Annotated in this window: 23 protein-coding genes; 8 read left to right on the plus strand and 15 right to left on the minus strand. The window is 74.9% G+C overall.

From position 1 onward, the window contains the following. Nucleotides 1–4 precede the first annotated feature (4 nt). Nucleotides 5–892, minus strand: coding sequence for a methylenetetrahydrofolate reductase [NAD(P)H] (metF, locus tag A3CO_RS0128650; protein ID WP_026205108.1), 888 nt, complete (start codon nucleotides 890–892; stop codon nucleotides 5–7). A 132-nt stretch (nucleotides 893–1,024) separates the two neighbouring features. On the opposite strand from metF, the gene A3CO_RS0128655 reads away from it, so the two are divergent. The 4 genes from A3CO_RS0128655 to A3CO_RS0128670 are packed head-to-tail and all read left to right on the plus strand — an operon-like array spanning nucleotide 1,025 to nucleotide 5,037. Beyond that, the gene (locus tag A3CO_RS0128655) at nucleotides 1,025–2,152 is read left to right on the plus strand and encodes a polyprenyl synthetase family protein (protein WP_018335705.1); all 1,128 of its coding nucleotides are present in this window, start codon (nucleotides 1,025–1,027) and stop codon (nucleotides 2,150–2,152) included. Continuing rightward, nucleotides 2,152–3,630 carry a phytoene desaturase family protein gene (gene crtI, locus A3CO_RS0128660; RefSeq protein WP_018335706.1) on the plus strand — a complete coding sequence of 493 codons (1,479 nt, stop codon included), beginning with the start codon at nucleotides 2,152–2,154 and terminating at the stop codon, nucleotides 3,628–3,630. Before A3CO_RS0128655 ends, crtI begins: the two co-directional genes overlap by 1 nt. Nucleotides 3,631–3,661: 31 nt before the next feature. Further along, on the plus strand, nucleotides 3,662–4,681 hold the full coding sequence (locus A3CO_RS0128665; protein ID WP_033415150.1) for a phytoene/squalene synthase family protein: 1,020 nt from the start codon (nucleotides 3,662–3,664) through the stop codon (nucleotides 4,679–4,681). Nucleotides 4,682–4,686: 5 nt separating this feature from the next. Beyond that, nucleotides 4,687–5,037, plus strand: coding sequence for a hypothetical protein (locus A3CO_RS0128670; protein WP_157647901.1), 351 nt, complete (start codon nucleotides 4,687–4,689; stop codon nucleotides 5,035–5,037). Here A3CO_RS0128670 and A3CO_RS0128675 read toward each other — a convergent pair. Further along, on the minus strand, nucleotides 5,006–5,365 hold the full coding sequence (locus tag A3CO_RS0128675; protein WP_018335709.1) for an Rv2175c family DNA-binding protein: 360 nt from the start codon (nucleotides 5,363–5,365) through the stop codon (nucleotides 5,006–5,008). The two genes, A3CO_RS0128670 and A3CO_RS0128675, sit on opposite strands and share 32 nt — an antisense overlap. A gap of 108 nt (nucleotides 5,366–5,473) precedes the next feature. Here A3CO_RS0128675 and A3CO_RS34770 point away from each other — a divergent pair, with 108 nt between their 5' ends. After that, nucleotides 5,474–6,685 carry a protein kinase domain-containing protein gene (locus A3CO_RS34770; protein ID WP_018335710.1) on the plus strand — a complete coding sequence of 404 codons (1,212 nt, stop codon included), beginning with the start codon at nucleotides 5,474–5,476 and terminating at the stop codon, nucleotides 6,683–6,685. A gap of 13 nt (nucleotides 6,686–6,698) precedes the next feature. On the opposite strand, the gene A3CO_RS0128685 is transcribed toward A3CO_RS34770, so the two are convergent. The 5 genes from A3CO_RS0128685 to A3CO_RS0128705 all read right to left on the minus strand — a co-directional run bounded on the left by A3CO_RS0128685 (nucleotide 6,699) and on the right by A3CO_RS0128705 (nucleotide 10,793). Beyond that, the gene (locus tag A3CO_RS0128685) at nucleotides 6,699–8,027 is read right to left on the minus strand and encodes a class II 3-deoxy-7-phosphoheptulonate synthase (protein WP_425393433.1); all 1,329 of its coding nucleotides are present in this window, start codon (nucleotides 8,025–8,027) and stop codon (nucleotides 6,699–6,701) included. 77 nt (nucleotides 8,028–8,104) lie between these two features. Further along, on the minus strand, nucleotides 8,105–9,058 hold the full coding sequence (locus tag A3CO_RS0128690) for an NAD(P)-dependent oxidoreductase (protein ID WP_018335712.1): 954 nt from the start codon (nucleotides 9,056–9,058) through the stop codon (nucleotides 8,105–8,107). Nucleotides 9,059–9,121: 63 nt separating this feature from the next. Continuing rightward, nucleotides 9,122–9,550, minus strand: a complete 429-nt coding sequence (locus tag A3CO_RS0128695) for a nitroreductase family deazaflavin-dependent oxidoreductase (RefSeq protein ID WP_018335713.1) — start codon at nucleotides 9,548–9,550, stop codon at nucleotides 9,122–9,124. Nucleotides 9,551–9,579: 29 nt separating this feature from the next. Then, entirely contained in the window at nucleotides 9,580–10,086 is a 507-nt protein-coding gene (locus A3CO_RS0128700) for a polyadenylate-specific 3'-exoribonuclease AS (protein WP_018335714.1), read from the minus strand. Between the two features lie 14 nt (nucleotides 10,087–10,100). Then, the gene (locus A3CO_RS0128705; protein ID WP_018335715.1) at nucleotides 10,101–10,793 is read right to left on the minus strand and encodes a lysophospholipid acyltransferase family protein; all 693 of its coding nucleotides are present in this window, start codon (nucleotides 10,791–10,793) and stop codon (nucleotides 10,101–10,103) included. A 204-nt stretch (nucleotides 10,794–10,997) separates the two neighbouring features. On the opposite strand from A3CO_RS0128705, the gene A3CO_RS0128710 reads away from it, so the two are divergent. Together A3CO_RS0128710 and A3CO_RS36430 are read left to right on the plus strand one after the other, a co-directional pair. Next, nucleotides 10,998–11,786 (plus strand): alpha/beta hydrolase, encoded by a 789-nt coding sequence (locus A3CO_RS0128710; protein ID WP_026205111.1) that lies wholly within the window; start codon nucleotides 10,998–11,000, stop codon nucleotides 11,784–11,786. Beyond that, nucleotides 11,783–12,346 carry a hypothetical protein gene (locus A3CO_RS36430; protein ID WP_018335717.1) on the plus strand — a complete coding sequence of 188 codons (564 nt, stop codon included), beginning with the start codon at nucleotides 11,783–11,785 and terminating at the stop codon, nucleotides 12,344–12,346. The genes A3CO_RS0128710 and A3CO_RS36430 overlap by 4 nt, the downstream gene beginning before the upstream one ends. A gap of 90 nt (nucleotides 12,347–12,436) precedes the next feature. Here A3CO_RS36430 and A3CO_RS0128720 read toward each other — a convergent pair whose 3' ends face one another. The 6 genes from A3CO_RS0128720 to A3CO_RS0128745 all read right to left on the minus strand — a co-directional run bounded on the left by A3CO_RS0128720 (nucleotide 12,437) and on the right by A3CO_RS0128745 (nucleotide 17,259). Continuing rightward, nucleotides 12,437–13,390, minus strand: coding sequence for an ROK family protein (locus tag A3CO_RS0128720; RefSeq protein WP_018335718.1), 954 nt, complete (start codon nucleotides 13,388–13,390; stop codon nucleotides 12,437–12,439). Next, the gene (locus A3CO_RS0128725; protein ID WP_026205112.1) at nucleotides 13,384–14,232 is read right to left on the minus strand and encodes a hypothetical protein; all 849 of its coding nucleotides are present in this window, start codon (nucleotides 14,230–14,232) and stop codon (nucleotides 13,384–13,386) included. Before A3CO_RS0128725 ends, A3CO_RS0128720 begins: the two co-directional genes overlap by 7 nt. A 28-nt stretch (nucleotides 14,233–14,260) precedes the next feature. Next, nucleotides 14,261–15,499 carry an ArsA family ATPase gene (locus A3CO_RS0128730; RefSeq protein WP_018335719.1) on the minus strand — a complete coding sequence of 413 codons (1,239 nt, stop codon included), beginning with the start codon at nucleotides 15,497–15,499 and terminating at the stop codon, nucleotides 14,261–14,263. Next, nucleotides 15,499–15,927 (minus strand): SRPBCC family protein, encoded by a 429-nt coding sequence (locus tag A3CO_RS0128735; RefSeq protein WP_018335720.1) that lies wholly within the window; start codon nucleotides 15,925–15,927, stop codon nucleotides 15,499–15,501. The genes A3CO_RS0128730 and A3CO_RS0128735 overlap by 1 nt, the downstream gene beginning before the upstream one ends. A 97-nt stretch (nucleotides 15,928–16,024) precedes the next feature. Further along, nucleotides 16,025–16,825, minus strand: a complete 801-nt coding sequence (locus A3CO_RS0128740; protein ID WP_026205113.1) for a metallophosphoesterase family protein — start codon at nucleotides 16,823–16,825, stop codon at nucleotides 16,025–16,027. Then, entirely contained in the window at nucleotides 16,822–17,259 is a 438-nt protein-coding gene (locus A3CO_RS0128745; RefSeq protein WP_018335722.1) for a hypothetical protein, read from the minus strand. The genes A3CO_RS0128740 and A3CO_RS0128745 overlap by 4 nt, the downstream gene beginning before the upstream one ends. Nucleotides 17,260–17,435: 176 nt before the next feature. Here A3CO_RS0128745 and A3CO_RS0128750 point away from each other — a divergent pair, with 176 nt between their 5' ends. Next, nucleotides 17,436–19,229 carry an AMP-dependent synthetase/ligase gene (locus A3CO_RS0128750; protein WP_018335723.1) on the plus strand — a complete coding sequence of 598 codons (1,794 nt, stop codon included), beginning with the start codon at nucleotides 17,436–17,438 and terminating at the stop codon, nucleotides 19,227–19,229. A gap of 66 nt (nucleotides 19,230–19,295) precedes the next feature. Here A3CO_RS0128750 and A3CO_RS0128755 read toward each other — a convergent pair whose 3' ends face one another. Further along, nucleotides 19,296–20,465 (minus strand): glycosyltransferase family 4 protein, encoded by a 1,170-nt coding sequence (locus A3CO_RS0128755; RefSeq protein WP_018335724.1) that lies wholly within the window; start codon nucleotides 20,463–20,465, stop codon nucleotides 19,296–19,298. After that, a complete protein-coding gene (locus tag A3CO_RS0128760) occupies nucleotides 20,462–21,532 on the minus strand; it encodes a C40 family peptidase (RefSeq protein ID WP_018335725.1) in 1,071 nt (356 codons plus the stop codon). The genes A3CO_RS0128755 and A3CO_RS0128760 overlap by 4 nt, the downstream gene beginning before the upstream one ends. Between the last annotated feature and the right edge of the window lie 111 nt (nucleotides 21,533–21,643).

Below are 21,643 nucleotides of genomic sequence, written 5' to 3' on the forward strand. Positions count from 1 at the left end.
CGGGTCAGGCGCCCGGGGTGGCCGCGACGCCGAGGCGCTGCACCACGTCCACCACGGCGGGGTGCCGGTTCATGCTGATGTAGTGGATGTTGCGGACGCCCTCGTCGTACATCCGCTGCGAGAGCTCGACGCACAGGTCGATGCCCGCGTCCCGGAACGCGGCGGCGTCGTCGACGAGCGGCTCGAGCCGCTCGGTCATGGCGGCGGGCAGTGCGGCCCCGGAGAAGTCCGCGCCCCGTTCCATGGCCTTGGGCGTGGTGATCGGCATGAGCCCGGGCATGATCGGGATCTCGCAGCCCGCGGCCGCGATGCGGTCACGCATCCGCAGGAACTGCTCGGCGTCGTAGAACATCTGGGTGATCGCGAACTCCGCGCCCGCCTTCACCTTCTGCACGAAGAAGCGCGTGTCGGCGTCCTCGTCCGCCGACCGCGGGTGCAGGTACGGGAAGGCCGCCACGCCCACGCAGAACGTGCCGAGGCGCCGGACCATGTGGACCAGCTCCTCGGTGTAGGAGAAGCCGGCGGGGTGCGGCACCCACTCGGCGTCCTTGTCGTTCGGGGGGTCACCCCGGATCGCGAGGACGTTGGAGATGCCCGCCTCGGCGTACGAGCCGATGACGTGGCGCAGGTCGTCCATCGAGGCGTCCACCGCGGTGAGGTGGGCCATCGCGGTGAGGGTCGTGTCGGTCGCGATGCGTCCGGTGGTGCGGACGGTGCGGTCCCGGCTCGACCCCCCGGCACCGTAGGTCACCGAGACGAACGCCGGGTCCAGCGGCTCGATCGAGCGCACGGTGTTCCAGAGCGTGCGCTCCGCCTCGTCGGTCTTCGGGGGGAAGAACTCCACCGAGAAGGTCGGCGTCCCACGCTGGATCCGCTCCATGACAGTGGCCATCCGGTGACCATACGTGGCCGAGCGGCGCGTGTGGGGCTTTCGTGTGACGGTCGACGCGAGGGGTTGCGCCCGCCCAGCCGGTCCGGCGCGGGTTCCCTACGCTGGCGATCGGTGACGGCGGGAGGAGATCGGATGACCGTGGGCCGGACGCTGTCCGCGCAGGACACGGGGCACATCGGGCAGATCGACGGGATCGAGGCCGACCTGCCGGCCGCGGTCACTGCGGAGCTCGGCCACTACCTCGAGGGACGTCGCGAGACGTGTGCGGACCTCGCGCCGGAGTTCGTCGACGCGGTCGACGACCTCGCGACGATGGCGCTCGGTGGCGGCAAGCGCCTGCGTCCCACCTTCGCCTGGTGGGGCTGGCGCGGCGCCGGCGGGGCGACCCGCCCCTCCCCCACCCCCGACGTCGTGCTGCGCGCCGTGGCCGCGCTCGAGCTCGTCCAGGTCTGCGCTCTGGTGCACGACGACCTGATCGACGACTCCGACCTGCGCCGCGGGATCCCGACGGTGCACGCGCGCTGGACGGCCCGGCACGCGGAGCGTGACTGGATCGGTTCCTCCGAGCGGCTCGGCGCCGCCGTCGCCATCCTCGTCGGGGACCTCGCGCTGGCCTGGTCCGACGACATGCTCCGGTCCGCCGGACTCACGGGCCCGGAGCTCACGCGCGCGGCCGCGGTGTGGGACGCCATGCGCACGGAGATGCTGACCGGCCAGTTCCTCGACGTCGTCGGGCACGCCACCGATCTGGCCACCCCCGAGGGCGTGCTGCGGATCAGCCGGTACAAGACGGCGGCCTACACCATCGAACGGCCGCTGCACCTCGGCGCCGCGCTCGCGGGTGCGGACGACGACATCGTCACGGCCTACCGCCGGTTCGGCACCGACCTCGGGATCGCCTTCCAGCTGCGCGACGACCTGCTCGGCGTCTTCGGCGACCCGGCCGTCACCGGCAAGCCCGCGGGCGACGACCTGCGCGAGGGCAAGCGCACGCTGCTCGTCGCCCTCGCCCGCCGCCACCCCGACCAGGACGCCGCCGCGCCCGTCGAGCACGCCCTCGGCCGCGAGGACCTGACCCCGACCGACGTCGACGCCGCGCGGCACGCTCTGGTGGAGCTCGGCGTCGTCGACGAGGTGGAGGAACGCATCACCACGCTCACCGCGTCCGCGCTCGACGCCCTGGCCGCCGCCCCGCTCGACCCCGAGGCCCACGAGCGGCTCAGCGGGCTCGCGGTCAAGGCCACGCGGCGGACGTTCTGATGGCCGGCGACCACGTCGTCGTCGTCGGTGCGGGCCTCGGTGGGCTCACCGCGGCCCTGCACCTGCGGGGCGCGGGACGCGAGGTCACCGTCGTCGAGCGGGAACCGTTCGCCGGCGGCCGCGCCGGGCGCATCGACCTCCCCGACGGCCGGGGAGGCGCCTTCCGGCTCGACACCGGCCCGTCGGTCATCACGATGCCCGACCTGCTCGAGGAGCCGCTGACCGCGGTCGGCGAGAAGCTGGGCGACCGCCTGGACCTGGTGCGCCTCGACCCCGCCTACCACGCGCGGTTCGCCGACGGCTCCGAACTCCGGGTCCACACCGACGGCGACGCCATGGAGCAGGAGATCCGGGAGAAGGTCTCGGCGCGCGACGCCGAGGGCTACCGCCGGCTGCGGACGTGGCTGACCGAGCTCTACGGCGTGCAGATGGCGACGTTCATCGACGCGAACTTCGACTCGCCGCTCGACGTCCTGTCCCCCGATCTCGTCCGGCTCGGGCTGCTCGGCGGCTTCGGCCGGCTCGGCCCGCGCATCAGCCGGTTCATCGACGACGAGCGCCTGCGCCGCATCTTCTCCTTCCAGGCGCTCTACGCCGGGGTGCCGCCGGCGAAAGCGCTGGCCGCCTACGCCGTCATCGCCTACATGGACACGATCGCCGGGGTGTACTTCCCGAAGGGGGGCGTGCGGGCCCTCCCCCAGGCGTACGCCGACGCCGCGACCGCGGCCGGGGTCACCTTCCGCTACGGCACCACCGTCACCGGGCTGACCCGGAGCGGGTCGCGGGTGACCACCGTCGAGACCGACGACGGCTCCATCCCGGCCGACGCGGTGGTGCTCACGCCGGACCTCCCCGTCGTCCACCGGATGCTGGGCCGGACCCCGCGCCGGGCCGTGCCGCTGCGCTGGTCGCCGTCCGCGTACGTGGTCCACCTGGGCCTCGACCGACCGGTGCCCGACCTCGGCCACCACACGATCTCCTTCGGCGACGCCTGGGCGTCGACGTTCGACGAGATCATCACCGACGGCCGGCTGATGTCCGACCCGTCGCTGCTGGTCACCCGCCCGACCGCGACCGACCCGACGCTCGCGCCCGCGGGCGGCGACTATGTCTCGGTGCTGGCGCCGTGCCCCAACCAGGCCACGGCGCCCGACCTCGACTGGGACCGGGTGGGACCGCGCTACCGCGACGAGCTGCTCGACGTCCTCGCCGGGCGCGGGATCGACCTCGGCGACCACGTCGTCGCCGAGCACCGCATCTCCCCCGCCGACTGGGCCGCGATGGGCATGGCCGCCGGGACACCGTTCTCGGCGGCGCACACCTTCGCGCAGACCGGACCCTTCCGGTCGAGCAACCGGATCCGCGGCGTGGACAACGCCTTCCTCGCCGGGTGCGGCACCACGCCCGGCGTCGGCGTCCCCACGGTGGTCGTCTCCGGCAAGCTGGCGGCAGCGAGGATCGTCGGGAAGCGTTCATGACGGGGCGGACGCAGCGCAGCGGAGCTCGACCATGACGACGGGCGTGGCCCTGCCGGCGCGCGGGGCGGCGGCCGAGCTGGACGCCGCCGGGATCACGACGCCGGCCCTGCGCGGCGCCTACGCCCGGTGCCGCGCGCTGAACGCCGAGCACGGCCGCACCTACTTCCTGGCGACCCGGCTGCTGACGCCCGCCCAGCGCCCGGCGATCCACGCGCTGTACGGGTTCGCGCGGATGGCCGACGACGTGGTCGACGCCCCGGGCGCCGCCACCGTGGCCGAGGTCGTGGCGCGCATCGAGGAGATCCGCGCGCGGATGCGGGTGGCACTGTCCGGGGACGCGGGCGAGCACGGCGACGGGGGGTGGACGGGCGACGTGCTGGCCGACGAGCCGGTCGTCGCCGCCCTCGCCCACACGGTGGAGCGCTACGCCATCGACCACCGGTACTTCGAGGACTTCATGGACTCGATGGCCATGGACCTCACCGTCACCGACTACCCGACGTTCGACGACCTCGCGGTCTACGTGCACGGGTCGGCCGCCGTGATCGGGCTGCAGGTCCTGCCGGTGCTGGGCACGGTCGTGCCCCGCGAGGAGGCCGAACCGTCGGCGGCCGCGCTCGGCGTCGCGTTCCAGATCACGAACTTCCTGCGCGACGTCGGGGAGGACCTCGACCGCGGCCGCGTCTACCTGCCGGCCGACGAACTGGCCGCCTTCGGCGTCGACCGCGAGCTGCTCGGCTGGTGCCGGGAGCGGGAGTACACCGACCCCCGCGTCCGGCGGGCGATCGCGCACCTCGTCGCCCGCACCCGGGCGATCTACCGGCGGGCCGACGCGGGGATCGCCCTGCTCGACCCGGTCTCCCGGCCCTGCGTGCGGACCGCGTCGGTGCTCTACGGCGGCATCCTCGACGAGATCGTCGCCGCGGACTACGACGTGCTCGCCCGCCGCGTGGTCGTGAGCAACGCCCGCCGTGCCGCCGTCGCCGGTCCGGGCCTGCTCCGCGCCGTCGCGGCCCGCCACCGACCCGGGGCCCGCCGCCGGACCCGGTGACCGGGATGCCCGACGAGCTCGTCCTCGCCTTCGACGGGGACTGCCACCGCTGCCGGGCCGTCGCCGCCGAGGTACGACGACGGGTCGCGGGACTCGACGTGCTGCCGCTCCGCGACTACCGCGTGCTCCAGTGGCGGGCCGAGGCCTACGGCGCGGACCCGCCGCACGCGCCGACGCTCCTCGCGGTGGACGTCGTGGACGGCGTGGACCGCGTCCGGGCCTGGCACGGGCCCGCCGTCGTGACCGGACTGCTGCGCACCCTCGGACCGCGACGCACCGCGGCCCTCGCCCCCGTCGTCGCGACCCTGCTCCGCCGGACCGGACCTAGAACGCCATCGCCTGGGCGCGGCGCTTGACCTCCCCGCCGCGGTCCGAGCGCAGCGCCTCGACGGGCGCCCCGGGCAGCGTGGGGTCCTCCTGGAAGAGCCAGCGGAGGATCTCGGCGTCGGTGTAGCCGCCGTCGCGCAGCAGCGTGATGAGGCCAGGCAGGCCCTTGACGACGCCGGTGTCGACGAGGAAGGCGGCCGGGACCACCCACTTGTCGCCCTCGCGGACGCCGAGGAGCTGGCCCTGCTTGATCATCTGGCTGACACGGGTGCGGGGCACGCCGAGTCGCTCGCCGGCCTCGGCGAGGGTGAGGGCGTCGATCTCGCGACCCACGAGAGCGGTCAGTGCGGCGGTCATCGGAGCACACTGTGCCAGAGCGCACGCGCCGCGACATCAGTCTCTCGGGAAACCGGGCTCCGCGCGTCGTCACCGACGCGCCGCCGTCCGCGCGCCTAGCATCCGACCATGCCGCGCGACACCGCCCCGGGGACCGCCCGCACGGTGCTCGACGGCCGCTACCGCGTCGGCGAGGTGATCGCCCGCGGCGGGATGTCCACCGTCCACCGCGGCACCGACCTGCGCCTCGACCGTCCGGTGGCGGTCAAGATCATGGACCCGTCGCTCGCGCAGGACCCGGTGTTCGTCCGCCGCTTCGAGCGGGAGGCCCGCGCCGCGGCCCGCCTCTCCCACCCCGGGATCGTCGCGGTGCACGACCAGGGCCGTCACGCCGACGGCACGATCTTCCTGGTCCTCGAGCTGGTCGAGGGCGGCACGCTGCGCGACGTCATCCGGGAGCAGGTCCGCCTCGCGCCCGCGACCGCCCTGACCGTGGTGGAGCAGGTGCTCGCGGCGCTGTCGGTGGCGCACCGGATGGGCATGGTGCACCGGGACGTCAAGCCGGAGAACGTGCTCGTGTCGAGCACCGGGGCGCTCAAGGTCGCCGACTTCGGGCTGGTGGCGGCCGCCTGGGACGGCGCCGCCGACGGCTCGCTCGACACCGGCGGCTCCACCTCCGACGACCTCATCCTCGGCACCGCCGCCTACCTCGCGCCCGAACAGGTCCAGCACGGCCGCACCGACGAGCGCAGCGACGTCTACGCAGCCGGGGTCGTGCTGTTCGAACTGCTCACGGGCGTCCCGCCGCACGGCGGGGACACCGCCCTGGCCGTCGCGTACCGCCACGTGAACGTCGACGTCCCCGCGCCGTCCACCCGCGCCCCGGGCATACCCCGGGCGCTCGACCGGCTCGTCGTCGCGGCCACCCGGCGCGACCCCGACGACCGGCTCGACAGTGCGGCGGCGTTCCTGGAGCAGGCCCGCCGGGTGCGGCAGGAGGAGTCGCTGCCCTTCGCTCCGGTGGGCGCGCCGCGCAGACGCCGGACCGCGGCCGCGCCGCCCCCGCACACCGGGACCCGCGTGTTCACCGGACCCACGCCGCGGGCCCCGGTCGACGACCCGCCGCCCCCGGCCCGGGAGCCGGAGCCCGACCCGGACGACGAGCCGGACCCGCCGTCGCGAACGGAGACCCGCAACGCGGACGTCGTCGACCGCGTGGAGCGGCACGCCCGCCGCCGGGACCGCATCCGGTCCCGACGCATCTTCGTCGCGTGGGTGTTCGCCGTGACCGCCGTCAGCGTCGCGTCGGGCATCGTCGGCTGGGGGCTCGGCACCCCCTGACCGCCGGCACGCCCTAGTTGCGCAGCATCTCCGCGATGAGGAAGGCGAGCTCGAGGGACTGCTGGGTGTTCAGGCGGGGGTCGCAGGCGGTCTCGTAGCGGCCGGCGAGGTCGGTGTCGGAGATCTCCTGGGCGCCGCCGAGGCACTCGGTGACGTCCTCGCCGGTCAGCTCGACGTGGATGCCGCCGGGGTGGGTGCCCAGCCGGTGGTGGACCTCGAAGAAGCCCTGCACCTCGTCGACGACCTGGTCGAAGTGGCGGGTCTTGAACCCGGTGGTGGCCTCGTAGGTGTTGCCGTGCATCGGGTCGCACTGCCAGATCACCTGGTGCCCGGAGGCGGTGACCTTCTCCACGATGCCCGGCAGCACGTCGCGGACCTTCCCCGCACCCATCCGGGAGATCAGGGTGAGCCGGCCGGGCTCGTGGTTCGGGTCGAGCCGCTCGACGTACTCCACGGCCTGCTCCGGGGTGGTGCCCGGCCCGATCTTCAGCCCGATCGGGTTGGCCAGCAGCTCCGCGAACGCGATGTGGGCGCCGTCCAGGGCCCGGGTGCGTTCCCCGACCCACAGGAAGTGCGCGCCGAGGGAGAACAGCCGCGGGTCGTCACGGCGGGTCGAGTCCAGGCGCAGCATGGCCCGCTCGTAGTCCAGCACCAGCGCCTCGTGGCTGGCGTAGATCTCGGTGGCGTGCAGGGAGTGGTCGGTGACCCCGCACGCGGACATGAACCGCAACGCCCGGTCGATCTCGGCGGCGACGGCCTCGTAGCGCTCGCCGGCGGCGGAGTTCGCGACGAACTCCCGGTTCCAGTCGTGGACCTCGTGCAGGTCGGCCATCCCACCCGAGGTCAGCGCCCGGGTCAGGTTCATCGCCGCGGAGGCGTTGGCGTAGGCCCGGATCATCCGGCCCGGGTCGGGGATCCGCAGCTCGGCGTTCGCGGCCAGCGAGTTGACCATGTCGCCGCGGTAGGACGGCAGGCCGAACGCGTCGACCTCGCTCGAGCGGGGCTTGGCGTACTGCCCGGCGATCCGCCCGATCTTGACCACGGGGGTGGAGGCGCCGTAGGTCAGCACCACCGCCATCTGCAGCAGCGTGCGGATGTTGCCGCGCAGGTGCGGCTCGGTGTTGTCGGCGAAGGTCTCCGCGCAGTCCCCGCCCTGCAGCAGGAACGCCTCACCCCGCGCGACCGCCGCGAGCTGGCCGCGCAGCCGGTCGATCTCGGCGGGCACCGTGATCGGCGGGACGTGCTCGAGCACGGTCCGCGCGTCGGTCACCGCCGAGGCGTCCGGCCACGCCGGCTGCTGCGCCGCCGGCTTCGACAACGCCGCGTCCAACCGCTCCCGCATCTCGGCGGGCAGGGGCGGCAGGCCGGGCAGGGCATCCACGGGCAGGTCGACGGACCACACGAGACATCACCCTACTGTCACGCGACGCGGTGCCGGATCGGTTCCCCTCGGACGAAGCGGCCGACGTTCGTCACGAACTCCCGGGCCATGCCGGCGTAGGACTGCTCGGTGATGCCCCCGACGTGCGGGGTGACCAGCACGTTGTGGTCGAGCAGCTCGTCGTGCGGGTCGATCGGCTCGACCCACGTCACGTCCAGGCCCGCGCCGGCGAGGCGTCCTCCGGCCAGGGCGGCCAGCAGCGCCTCGCGGTCGACGACGGGGCCACGGGCCACGTTGACCAGGTGGCCACCCGGATTGAGGGCGGCGAGTGCGGCGTCGGACACGACGCCGCGGGTCTCCTCGGTGAGCGGGCACGCCACGACGAGGTCGTCGCAGCCCGCGAGCGCCGCCGCGAGGTCGCCGCGGCGGTACTCGTCGATCACGGCGGCGGCCGCCGGGTAGTCCGCCGCCTCCCGGCGCCCGATGCCGACGACGTGCACCCCGAAGGCCCGCAGCCGGACGGCCACCTCGACGCCGATGTCGCCGGTGCCCAGCACGGCCACCGTGCGGCCGCGGAGCATGACGCCCATCGGCGAGCCGACCGCCTTCTCGGCGACCCCGGCCCGCGCCTCCTCGTAGCGGCGCAGCAGGGCCAGCAGCAGGAGCAGGGCGATCTCGGCGACGGCCGTGGCGTTGCCCGAGCCGCCGCCGGGCACGTTGGCCACCGGGACGCCCCGCTCCCGGGCCGCGGCCAGGTCGACCCCGGACACGCCGACGCCGAACTGCTGGACCAGCCGTGCCCCGCACGCGTCGATCAGCGGGCCGTCGACGGTGCTGCCCAGCGGGGCGAGCACGTCGGCCGGGGCGGGCGCGGCGTGCGGCACGTCGACGAGTTCCGCCCCGTCCAGCTCGGGGATCGCGAGCTCGGCCAGGGCCGCGGTGAGGCACCGCCGGACCTCCGGGAAGCCGCCGCCGACCAGTCCGATGCGCAAGGTGCCTCCGGCCCGTGAGTGCGGCGGTGATCGCCACCCAACGTACTCACGGGCCGCGGCGACCTACACGGGCTCGGCCACGAACACCGGGATCTCGCGGTCGGTGGCCTTCTGGTAGTCGGCGTAGGGCGGGTACGCGGCGACCGACCGCTCCCACCACGTGGCGCGCTCCTCGCCCTCGACGATGCGGGCGCGGTAGGTCTTCGTCTCGCGTCCGTCCTGGATGGGGAACTCCGGGTTCGCGACGATGTTGTGGTACCAGGTCGGGTGCTCGTCCGCCCCGCCCTTGGACGCGACGATGGCGTAGTCGCCGTCGTGCTCGACGCGCATCACCGGGGTGTGGCGCAGCTTCCCGGTCTTCGCGCCGCGCAGCGTCATGAGGACGATCGGCGACCCCTTGACAGTGATGCCCTCCGTGGTGCCGGTGCGCTCGATCTGCTCGATCTGCTCGCGCACCCAGTCGGTCGGGTTGGTCTCCACCTGCTCGCTCATACCGCGAGGGAACCCGCCCCCGCGGGCGATCATTCCGGCGCGCCCATCCGTGCGCGCCAGATCTCGTCGATGACCTTCCACTTGACGAGGTTGTGTCGGGCGTCGGCGAGCGCGTCGTGGGCGTCCGGCGGCGCCGGCGGGAGCTCGGGGCGCCCGACGTCGTCCCACCGCTGGCGCAGGTCCCGGGTGAAGCGCGGGAGGTTCCGCGGCAGGTCGGGCATGGCGCCCCACAGCTGCGCGACGACCACGTGGTCGTACGGCGCGTTCCACGCCCAGAGCTCCACCGGACCCGGACCCGCCGTCACGAAGGCGTGGAAGTCCTCCCGCAGCTGCAGGCGGCTGCGCCAGGCCGGGTCCGACGACGGCGGGAGCTTGTCCAGCACGTGCTTGCGGACCCAGGGGCCCGCCTTCATGGGGTCGAACGCCCGCGAGATCGCGTAGAACTCGCGGCCGTCCTCGTCGACCGCCCCGAGGGAGACGAGGTCGATCGTCGTCCCGTCCTCGATGAACTCGCAGTCGTAGAAGATCCGGGCCACGACGCCCGATTCTGTCAGGCCGCGGTGGCGTCGCCCGCGCTCTCCTTCGCCTTCGACGCGTAGACGTCCACGTACTCCTGGCCCGAGAGCTCCAGGATGGCGTCCATCACCTCGTCGGTGATGGCGCGCTCGACCTGGCGGTCGTCGGGGATCCCGGCGTAGCGCGAGAAGTCCAGGGGCCGGCCGATGACGATCGTGATCTTCACCGGACGCCACAGCCGGGAGCCGACCGGGTTGGCGCGGTCGGTCCCGATCATCGCCACCGGGACGACGGGCACCCCGGCCTCGAGCGCCATGCGGGCCACGCCGGTGCGCCCCTTGTAGAGCCGGCCGTCGGGCGAGCGGGTGCCCTCGGGGTAGATGCCGAACAGCCGTCCCTCGCGCAGCACGCCGATGCCGGTGTCGAGGGCGGCGCGGGCGGCGCGGCCGTTGCCGCGCTCGATCGGGACCTGGCCCATCCCGGTGAAGAACCAGCGCTGCAGGGTCCCGACCGGACCCGGCGTCGTGAAGTACTCCGCCTTGGCCGGGAACGCCATCCGCCGGGGCACCATCAACGGCAGCACGAAGGAGTCCAGCACCGCGAGGTGGTTCGACGCGACGAGCGCACCCCCGGTGCGGGGCAGGTTGTCCGCGCCCCGCACCTCCGGCCGGAACGCCATGCGCATGAGCGGGCCCATGAAGACCCACTTCATCAACCAGTAGAGCACCGCTCCCCTTCCGGAGGACCCCTCGGATGTCGCAGCCTAGGCAGCGGCGTGTCGGGCGACAACGACAGCGCGTCAGGACCGTCCACCGACCGGCCACCGACGACACCACCGGATCGGGCACCTGCACGTACCGCCGAGGTGTGGGACGTGCCACGATGGGAGCCGGGCGTCGCCGCGCCCGAGATCCCCGTCGTGGAGGCACGTGTGCCGGTGATGCCCGGGGCGGAGCCCTTCTCCGCCGACCCCGAGGGTGCCGAGATCGGCGTCGTGCTCTCGCACGGTTTCACGGGCAGCCCGCAGAGCATGCGGCCCTGGGGCGAGTACCTCGCCGCCGAGGGGATCGCGGTGCGCGGCCCGCGCCTGCCCGGGCACGGCACCCGGTGGCGCGACATGCAGGCCACCCGCTGGCCGGACTGGTACGGCGAGATCTCACGCGCGGTCGACGACCTGCTCGGCCGGTACCGCTCCGTGTTCGTCTTCGGGCTCTCGATGGGTGGCACGCTCACGCTGCGCGTCGCGGAGGAGTACGGCGACCGGATCGCCGGCATCTGCCTGGTCAACCCCTCGGTCACCACGCTGCGCCGCGACGCGGCCTTCGCCCGCTACCTCGCCCGGCTCTGGCCGTGGGCGCCCGGCGTGGCCAACGACGTCGCCAAGCCCGGCGTCACCGAGCTCGGCTACGACCGGGTGCCGCTCAAGGCGTTCGTCTCCCTCACCGAGCTCTGGGCCGTCGTCCGCGAGGACCTCCCGCGCGTGACGAGCCCGGTGCTGCTCTACCGCTCGACCTCGGACCACGTGGTGGAACCGGTGAACGCCCGCCTCGTCCTCGACGGGGTCTCGGCCACCGACGTCTCCGAGGTCGTGCTCCACGACAGCTTCCACGTGGCGACGCTCGACCACGACGCCCCCACGATCTTCGCCGGCAGCACCGAGTTCACCCGCCGGCTCGATGCCGCCAGAGCCGCCCGCGCCGAAGCAGGGAACCCCGCATGAGCACTCCCGACCCCGAGGACGCCGCCCGCCGGGACGAGACCGCCTCCGGCCGACCGGCGGACGCCCGACAGTTCTCCGAGCCGGCCGACGTCGACGCCGCCTTCGCCGCCATCGTCGCGGACTGGGCCGCCTCCGACGCGCCCCGCTGGCCCGTCGTGCCCGACGACGGGCCCTCGTCCGGGATCGGGCTCGCCACGCCCCCGCAGGGTCAGCCCTCCGCTCACCCCGAGCGGCCCGCCGACGAGCTCTTCACGCCCGCCGCCGAGCCGGAGCCGGTGCGCCCGACGCCGCCGGCCGCGCACCGTCCGCACCCGACGCCCGCCGAGGACGACCACTTCGTCCCGCCGGAACCGCCGCCGCTCCCCCGGATCGGCCTCTCCAGCCTGTTCGGGCTGCTGCTCCTCGTCGCGGGTGTCGTGCTGCTCGCCCTGCCGGCGCTCGTCGGCGGAATCGCCGGCCTGGGCATCGTGCCGGGCCTGCTCGCGATGGCCGCCGGACTGGGCTGGCTCGTCGTCGGGATGCGGCGGCCCTCGGAGCGCGACGACGACGGAATGCTCTGACCCCGGTCGTCGCGCCCGACCGGTGCCGCTGCCGGCGCGGCCGCTACCGACCGGTGGCCGTCCGAGCGGTGGCAGTCCGAGCGGTGGTCGTCAGAGTGCCCGCTCCCCCGCGTCCAGCGCGGCGCCGATCATGCCGGCGTCCCCGCCCAGGACCGCGGCGCGCAGGTCGGCCAACCGGCGGTGGCCACGACCCGTGACCTCCTCGGCGTAGACCCGGCGCGCGTCGTCGAGGTACAGCGCGGACGACGCCGAGACCTCGCCGCCGATGACCACGACGTCGGGGTCGAACGTGTCCGCCACGAGCGCGAGCCCCCGGCCCAGCCATGCCGCGAAGCCGGCGACGACCCGCCGGGCGAGGGCGTCCCCGCCCTCGGCGGCGTGCGCGACGTCGCGGCCGGAGAGCGGCAACCCCCGCTCCCACGTCGCGCGCAGGATCGAGAAGTCCTCGCTCGCCGCGACCAGCTCGTCGGCGCTCGCCCCGAGCGCGGTGCCGCTGCAGTAGCGCTCCAGGCACCCGCGCTTGCCGCACGGGCACGGCCGGCCGTCGGGCACGACGATGACGTGCCCGAGCTCCGGAGCGACACCGAAGGCCCCGCGGAACACGTGGCCGTCGATCACCAGCGCGGCGCCGATGCCGGTCCCCAACGCCACCAGGACCGCGACCCGCGCATCCCGGGCCGCCCCCACCCGGTGCTCGGCGAGGCCCGCGGCGTTGGCGTCGTGCTCCAGGGTCACCGGCAGCCCGAGCCGCTCGGTCATCCGGTCGACGACGGGCTCGTCCCGCCACGGCAGGTGGGCGCCGAAGGACACCGCACGGCGGTCCGGGTCGACGAACCCGGCGACCGCGAGTCCCACCGCGGCCACCTCGCGGCCGGTGGCGCGGGCCTCGTCGGACAGGTGGCCGACGAGCTTCGCCACGGTCTCGTCCAGCTCCGCGGACTGCCGCGGTGTCGCGGCGACCCGGCTCGCGAGCAGCGTCCCGTCGCCGTCGACGAGGCCCGCCTTGACCGTCGTGCCGCCGATGTCGACCCCGACCGTCAGCACGGGCGCGGCCGGCGGCGGACGGTGATGCGCTGCACGCCGCGGCGGGTACCGCTGCGGGTCGCGTTCCCGTTCCCGACGACGGGTGCGGTCGCCGCGGCCGGGACCGGGGGCTCGGGGGCGACGTCGTCGGCCGCGGCACTCGGGGCAGCGGCGGTCGAGCCAGCGGCGGTCGAGCCAGCGGCGGTCGAGCCAGCGGCGGTCGAGGCAGCGGCGGTCGAGGCAGCGGCGGGAGCGGCCGCCGGGGCGACGTTGTGGCGGGGGCTGGGGCGCGGGCCCCGGCGACCGGTGGGCCGCTCGGCGGGCCGGGGGTCGGCGTCCGGGACGGGTTCGGGGGACGGACCGGCAGGGACATCCGGGGCCGGCCCGGCGACGGTCGTGGTCGGGCTCATGGACCGACCCGTGGTCCGGCTCGCGGGGGCCGGGTCGAACGTCGCGTGGGGCGCGACGTCCCAGGGGACGTCGGCCGGCCAGGTCGGCGCACCCCACTCGGCCGGCCAGGCCGGCGCGGCCGACGAGCTGGTCGGTGCGGGTTCCGGGGCCGGCGCATGGTGGTCGTGACTGCCGGACGCGTGTGCCTGAACGAGCATGCGCAGCAGCACCAGCAGGCCGGAAGCCTGCTCGGCGAGCGTGGCCGTCAGCTCGGGCTGCTCGCCGCGCAACGCGGCGACCAGCGCGCACACCGGGCACCAGGAGCAGGGACCGGCGCTCTGCCGGGGCCGCCCGGCGCCGTCGGCCCGGGTGCCCTCGACACGCGTGCCGACCCAGTCGAGCAGCGTGGTCGCGGTCTCGCGGGCCTCGCGGGCGAGGCGCTCGCGAGCCGCCCGGTCGGCGTCCGTCGTCATCGTGGCGTGCCCCCGATCCCCCGCGCCGTCATCGCATCCAGACCGCGGGGTCCGGGCGGAAGGCGACCGAGAGGACGTCGTCGTCGAGCTCGGCCCCGATGACCTCGCACCGGCGCAGCACCGGCGGCAGGGCCACCGTGCGCCGACGGCCCCCGACGGTCACCGCGAGCTCGTCCCCGATCCGCGCGAGGTCGACCTCGCCGTCGCCGATGCCGGGGACCTGCAGGTCCAGGGCGTACTCGCTGTCGACCGAGGTGCCCTCCCCCGCGGTCCGGCGCAGCTCCATCAACGGGCGGGCGCAGACGCCCTCGAGCGGGTCGTCGTCGCCGTAGAGGTCGTCGGCGAGCTCGCCGAGCTCCGCGACGCCGACCGGTTCCCCGGCCCGGTGACCGACCGTCCGCACGCCGACGCCGGTACCCGCGGTGAGCTCCGCGAGCTCGGCGAGCACCTCGTCCTGCTCCTGCCGGCGGACCCGCAGCCACTGCACGGCCGCGCTGCGCCCGGCGCCGGGGTCGGGCACCAGCCGGTTGGCGATGAGGCCGTCGACGTGGAGCTCGTGCAGCGCCAGGGCCGTCACCGTGCGGCGGGTCTCCGCCGCGACGACCCGCTCCGGGGTGAGGACGAGCCGGATCGTGGTGGTGCGCCGGTCGGCGAGCATCGCGCGTAGCCCGGAGAGCTGCTCGGCCAGGCGGGACAGCGACGCCGCGGCGGCGTCCCACTTCGCCACCGTCGCCCCGCTGCCCGCGAGACCCGCGAGGACACCGCGGACCGCGCGGCGGTGGGCCGGGAACAGCCGCTCGAGATAGCCGCCCAGGGCCTCGGGCAGGCTCAGCAGCCGCAGCGTCTCCGCCGTGGGGCCGCAGTCGACGACGACGACCTCCCACGGCCCGTCCTCGGTCGCGCGGCGGACCTGCTCGAGGGCCAGCAGGTCCTCGACCCCGGGCAGCACGGTCAGTTCGTCGGCGACGATGTCGTCGACGCCCGCGCCGGACAGGAGCGTGCGCAGCTGGGCCCGCAGCGGCTCCCAGGCCTCGTCGACCAGGGCGCGGGTGTCGACGTGCGCCGCGAACAGGCCGGGCAGGGCCACGCCGTCGATCTCGGTGGGCTCACCGCCCAGCGGGACGTCGAACGCGTCGCCGAGCGAGTGCGCCGGGTCGGTCGAGAGCACCAGGACCTTGCGACCCGAGCGTGCGAGCGCGACCGCCGTGGCCGCCGCGGTCGTCGTCTTGCCGACCCCGCCCTTGCCGGTGAAGAGCAGGACCCGCACTAGCCCTCCACGCGCCGCTTGAGGCCGGACAGCGCGGTGTCCATGATCCTCTTCTCGGCGCGGCGCTTGATGAGGCCGGGCATGGGGACCGCCAGGTCCACCGACAGCGTGTAGGTCACGGTCGTCTCCCTCTCGGAGCCCTCGAGCCGGTAGCGCCCGCGCTGGCCGCGTTGCATCTGCCCGGACACGAGGTCCCAGGTGACGCCGTCGTCGACCCAGTCGTACGCGAGCACGTAGGTGTCCTTGAGCGGACCGGCGTCCAGGGTGAACCGGACCTGTTCGGGGCGGCCCTCGTCGTCGTGCGTGAGGACTTTCGCGGAGGTGATCGAGTCCGCCCACTCAGGGTAGGCGGGGAAGTCGGAGATCACGTCGAGCACGGCCGTCGGAGCGGCCGCGATGATGATGGACTGCGTGGACTCGTCCGCCATGGCGCCGAAGGTTACCGTCGTCCCCCCGCCGGGCTCGCCCCGCCGTCATCCTCGCCACGCCCGGGGTACCCGTGAGGCGCGCGTGATGTCGTGTGGGTCACCATCGGGCCACCGCCGGGGTGCCCCGGCGCCGGAAGTGGCCGACGTTGAGGCACTCGGTCGGACCGATCCGCGTGCGCGCCGTGAGCGGGGCGTGCACGTGCCCGTAGAGGGCGAGCCGGGGGCGGGTGGCCCGGATCTGCTCGAGGAGGGCGGGCGAGGTCAGCTCGTGCGTCCGCGCCACCACGTCGTAGGCCAGCTCGGCGACCGCGGGCGGGGCGTGGCTGCACAGTACGTCGACCGGGCCGAGCGCCTCGACCGCCGCGGTGAACTCGGCCGCCCCGCGCATGTAGGAACGGAACGCGCCCGCCCGGGGCTCCACCCCCGCGGGCAGCGGCACCCCGCCGACGAACCCGACGCGGGTGTCGCCGATCTCGACCACCTCGCCGTCGACGGCCCGCACGTTGGGGTGGGCGGCGAGGAACTCCGGCCACATCGCGGGCACGTCGACGTTCCCGGGCATCAGCCACACCGGGACCCCGACGGCGCCGAGCGCGGCGAACATGCGCCCGTACTGCCGGTGCACGGCCTCGTCGACCCGGGCGCGCGGGTCCGCCACGTCGGCCCACAGCCGCTTCGTGAACTCCCGCAGCGCCCCCGGCCCGCCCTGCGAGCGCAGGCGGGCGAACTCGACGGTGGCCGCCGGGCCCAGGATGTCGGCGAGGATGCCGTTGGTGGGCTCGTCGTAGTCGACGAAGTCGATGAGGTCTCCCAGCACGACGAGGACCTCGGCCCCCTCGGCCGCCCGGGCCAGGTCCTCGCTGTTGCCGTGGACGTCCGAGACGACGTGCACCCTCATGCGCGGGCCGGCGTCGGCTCACCCGGACGACGGGTCCACCCGGCGCCCCCGGACGGTTCCCCCTCGAGGCGCGCCTTGAGGTCGAACGCGACGGCCTTGGCGGCGCGCTGCCGGCGCAGCGCCTCACGGGCCGGGCCGCTCCGGCCGCGCAGCGACCGCCGCGCGGACCCGCCGTCGGGACCCGGGGCGGGATCGAGCCGGAGGAACCAGTGGACCACCGTGCCGTCGCCGACGGCCTCGCACCAGACCTCCGCGCTCCCGACCCACCGCCCGGTCACCGACCAGCGCAGCCCGGCGGGGCCGCGGTCGGCGAAGACGTGCAGCTCGAGGTCGGGCCAGAGCCGGGGCCAGTCGGCGGGGTCGGCGAACGCGGCGGCCACCACGGCGGGCTCGGCCAGCACGAACGTCTCGTCGATCACGTCCAGCGCGGCCACCGCGACAGCGTGCCCGACGCCTCCGCCCGTCGCAGCGTCGACCTCCGCCCCGATGTCCGATCTGACCGTTTGATCCGGGATACCGCCGGGTAGTGACGGCGGGCCGTCCGCGCCCTAGGCTTCGCGCACGCCGGTGTCGCAGGAGATCCCGGTCGAGGTGGAAGGGTGTGTGCGGGGTGCAGGAGTACAGCGTGCCGGCGGCGGCCAAGGTCGCCGACGAGGACCGTCTCACCGACGCGGTCTGGGCGAACGCCACCGAGCACCCGGGGGACACCGCCTACCTGCGGCTGGTGGACGACGCCTGGCGCCCGACGACCTTCGGCGAGTTCCGGGACGAGGTCGTGGCCGTGGCCAAGGGCTTCATCGCCGCGGGCCTGCAGCCCGGCGACCGCGTGGGCATCGTCGCGCGGACCCGGTACGAGTGGACCCTGCTCGACTACGCGCTGTGGACCGCCGGCTGCGCGGGCCTCCCGATCTACGAGACCTCCTCCGCCTCGCAGTACGAGTGGTGCCTCTCGGACTCCGGCGCCCGCGGCGTGGTCATCGAGACCGACGAGCACCGCCGGACGCTGGAGAAGGTCCAGGAGAAGCTCTCCGACCTCGACCACGTGTGGCAGATCGACGGCCCGTCGCCCGCCGTCGAGGCCCTCAAGGAGGCGGGCCGGGACGTCCCCGACGCCGACGTCGAGGAGCGCCGGACCGGCGTGCGCGCGGACGACCTCGCGACCCTGATCTACACCTCGGGCACCACGGGCCGCCCCAAGGGCTGCGAGATCACGCACCGCAACCTGCTGTTCGAGGTCCGCGCGGCGGGCGAGACCTTCGGCTCGATGATGCAGGCCGGGAACTCGACGCTGCTGTTCCTGCCCCTCGCGCACATCTTCGCCCGCGTCGTGCAGATCGCCGCGCAGGAGCAGCGCTACGTGGTCGGACACTTCGCCGACACCTCGAAGCTCTCCGCCGAGCTCCCCCGCTTCAAGCCGGACTTCCTGCTCTCGGTGCCCCGCGTGTTCGAGAAGGTCTACAACTCGGCCAAGCAGAAGGCCTACCAGAGCGGCAGGGGCCGGATCTTCGACCTCGCCGAGGCCACGGCCGTCGAGTACTCGAAGTCCCTCGACGCGGGCGGTCCCGGCCTGCTGCTGCGCGGCAGGCACGCGCTGTTCGACGCGCTGGTGTTCTCCAAGCTGCGGGCCGCCCTCGGCGGGCAGTGCCGCGGCGCGGTCTCCGGCGGCTCGGCGCTCGGCGCCCGCATCGGCCACTTCTTCCGCGGTATCGGCGTGCCGATCCACGAGGGCTACGGCCTCACCGAGACCAGCGCCGCGATCACGGCGAACGGCGAGGGCGACATCCGCGTCGGCACCGTCGGCCGCCCGCTGCCGGGCATCACGGTCGCGATCGCCGACGACGGCGAGGTGCTCGCCAAGGGCGACGTGGTGTTCCACGGGTACTGGAACAACGCCGAGGCGACCTCCGGTGCGCTTGAGGACGGCTGGTTCCACACCGGCGACATCGGCGTGCTCGACGACGGCTTCCTCTCGATCACCGGGCGGAAGAAGGAGCTCATCGTCACCGCCGGTGGCAAGAACGTCGCCCCGGCCGTGATCGAGGACCGCATCCGCGCCCACCGGCTCGTCAGCCAGGCCCTCGTGGTCGGCGACAACCGGCCGTACGTCGCGGCGCTGATCACCCTCGACGAGGAGGCGCTGCCCGACTGGGCCTCCGAGCACGGCAAGTCCGGCACCACCGCCGCGGACCTGGTCGACGACTCCGACCTCCGGGCGGAGATCCAGTCGGCGATCGACGACGGCAACGACGCGGTGTCCAAGGCCGAGTCGGTGCGCCAGTTCCGCATCCTCACCTCGGACTTCACCGAGGACTCCGGCGAGCTGACCCCGACGATGAAGCTCAAGCGCAACGTCATCGCCGACCAGCGGGCCGACGAGATCGAGGCGGTCTACGCGCAGCGATAGCTCGTGATCGAACGGCACTGTCGCGCACCTCGATGCTGCGACGGTGCCGTTCGTACGTTCCGGGGACTACTCCGGGCGGGCGAGGGTGGCCAGCCGGCGCGCCCGCGAGGACCAGGTCCACTCCGCCTGCATCCACCGGCGGCCCGCGGCACCGGTGCGGACGGCCTCGTCCGGGTCGGCGAGCAGGTCCGCGACCACGTCGGCGACGTCGGCCGGGTCCCGCCCGTCGGTGAGGCGGCCCGTGCGGGTGCCGGTGGGGCCGCCCCGCACCGTCTCGGGTGCTCCGCCGGAGCGGCCGGCGACCACCGGGACACCGCTCGCGGAGGCCTCCAGCAGCACGATGCCGAGGCCCTCGACGTCGAGCCCACGCCCCAGCGTCCGGCAGGGCAGGGCGAAGACGTCGAGCGCCGCGTGGTGGGCCGGGATCTCGTCGTGGCGCAGCGGGCCGGTGAACACGACCTCGTCCTCGACCCCCGCACGGCGGGCGACCCGACGCAGCCGGTCCCGGTCGGGTCCGTCCCCGGCGACGAGCAGCGCGGTCCCCGGCACCCGGCGCCGGATTGCGGGCAGCGCGCGGATCAGCACGTCCTGACCCTTGCGCCGGACCAGCCGCGACACGATCCCGACGACGGGCCGCTCCCCCAGCCGGTACCGCGCCCGGACCTCCTGCCGGGCGCCGGCGTCCGGCCGGAACCGGGTCGTGTCGATCCCCGACGGCAGCGGTTCGAGCGCGGCGTCGGGTCCGAGCGCGGCGGCGATGCGCCCGCGGGTGTAGCGGCTGACGGTGGTCACCACGTCCGCCTCGCGCCCGATGCGGTGCAGCAGCTGTCGGCTGCCCGGCAGCATCGACCAGCCCACCTCGTGGCCGTGGGTGCTCGCGAGCACCCGCCGGGCGCCGGCGCGACGCAGGGCGGGCGCCATCAGCCCCAGCGGCGCGGCCGCCCCGAACCAGACCGTGTCGTGGCCCGGGACGAGCTCGACCGCCCGCCGCGTCGCCTCCGGGGTCGGCAGCATCATCGTCGTCGGCAGCCGGTGCACGGCGAAGGGCTGCGCGGCGTCGAAGGCGGCGCACTGGCCCTCTGTGTCCGCGGCGTCGGGCCACGTGGAGGCGAGCACGGTCAGCGTGCCCGGCGGCAGGCGCACCGCCAGCTCGTGCAGGTAGGACTGGATGCCGCCCGGTCGCGGCGGGAAGTCGTTGGTGACGAGCAGGATCCGGCCCGCCGCCGGCGCCGTCACGGCGCGGAGATGCGGCGGATCGACGTGAAGCTCCGCACCGGGGCGACCTTGACGACGTCCCCGGACTGGGGCGCCTCGAGGAACCGCCCGCCACCCACGTAGATGCCCACGTGGTAGGCGGGGTCGCCGAAGAAGATGAGGTCACCGGGCTGGACCTGGGACGGGTCGACGGGCTGCCCCACCTGCTGCTGGGCGGCGGCCACGCGGGGCATCGCGACCCCGACCTGCCGGTAGGCCCACTGGACCAGCCCGGAGCAGTCGAAGGTGGTCGGGCCGGTGGCACCCCAGATGTACGGGGCGCCCTGGCGGGTGAGCGCGGCGCGCAGGGCGGCGATCCCGAGCGTGTCGCCCGCGATGTCCGTCGGATAGTTGGTGATCCCGCCGCCGCGCAGCAGGGCTCGGTCGCTGCGCGAGAGCCGGTCGAGCGCGGCGGTGGCGGCGGCGACGTCCCGGTCGGCCTGGGCCTTCGTCCGCGCCGCGTCGTCGGCGGTGCGCGCGGCGTCGTCCGCTGCTCGGCGGGCGTCCGTGGCGCGGGCGTCGGCGTCGCGCTGCGTCGACTCCGCCGCCGTGGAGGCGTCGAGGTAGCGCTGCAGCACGGCCCGGTTCGCCGACGAGACGGTGTCGAGCAGCTCGACCTTGTCCAGGTACGCCTGCGGGGTCGGGCTGGAGAGCAACGCGCTCAGCTGGTCGAGGTCGCCGCCCTGGTAGGTGGTGCGGGTGAGCTGGTCGACCGCCACGTACGCCTGGTCGAGGGCGCGGCGGGCGGTGTCGACGGCGCCCCGGGCGTCATCGGCGGCCCGCTGCGTGCGATCGGCCTCCGCGCGGCGCACCGGCAGCTGCTCGCGCGCCCCCATGGCCGCCTCGTTCGCCGCCTCCGCCCGGGCGTTCGCCTCGGCGAGGGCCCGCACGATGTCGTTGGCCCCGGGCGGGACGATCGGGTCGGCCAGCGCCGTCATCGCCGTCCCGGGCACGACCAGACCCGCGAGGGCGAGCAGCAGCACGACGAGCACGGGCGTCGGCGTCCGACGGCCGGGGCGCACGTCGCGGCGGTGCGGTCGGGGCGTCACGGGGCGGGGAGGTCCCTTTCTCGGCCAGGGCTGCCTCCCGAGGGACCGGGATGCGGGGAGCAGGCTCCGCAGGAGGTGACGGGACGGTAACCGACCGCCGACGCGCCCCTG

It is taken from the genome of Actinomycetospora chiangmaiensis DSM 45062, from assembly GCF_000379625.1.
GTDB classification, from domain to species: Bacteria; Actinomycetota; Actinomycetes; order Mycobacteriales; family Pseudonocardiaceae; genus Actinomycetospora; species Actinomycetospora chiangmaiensis.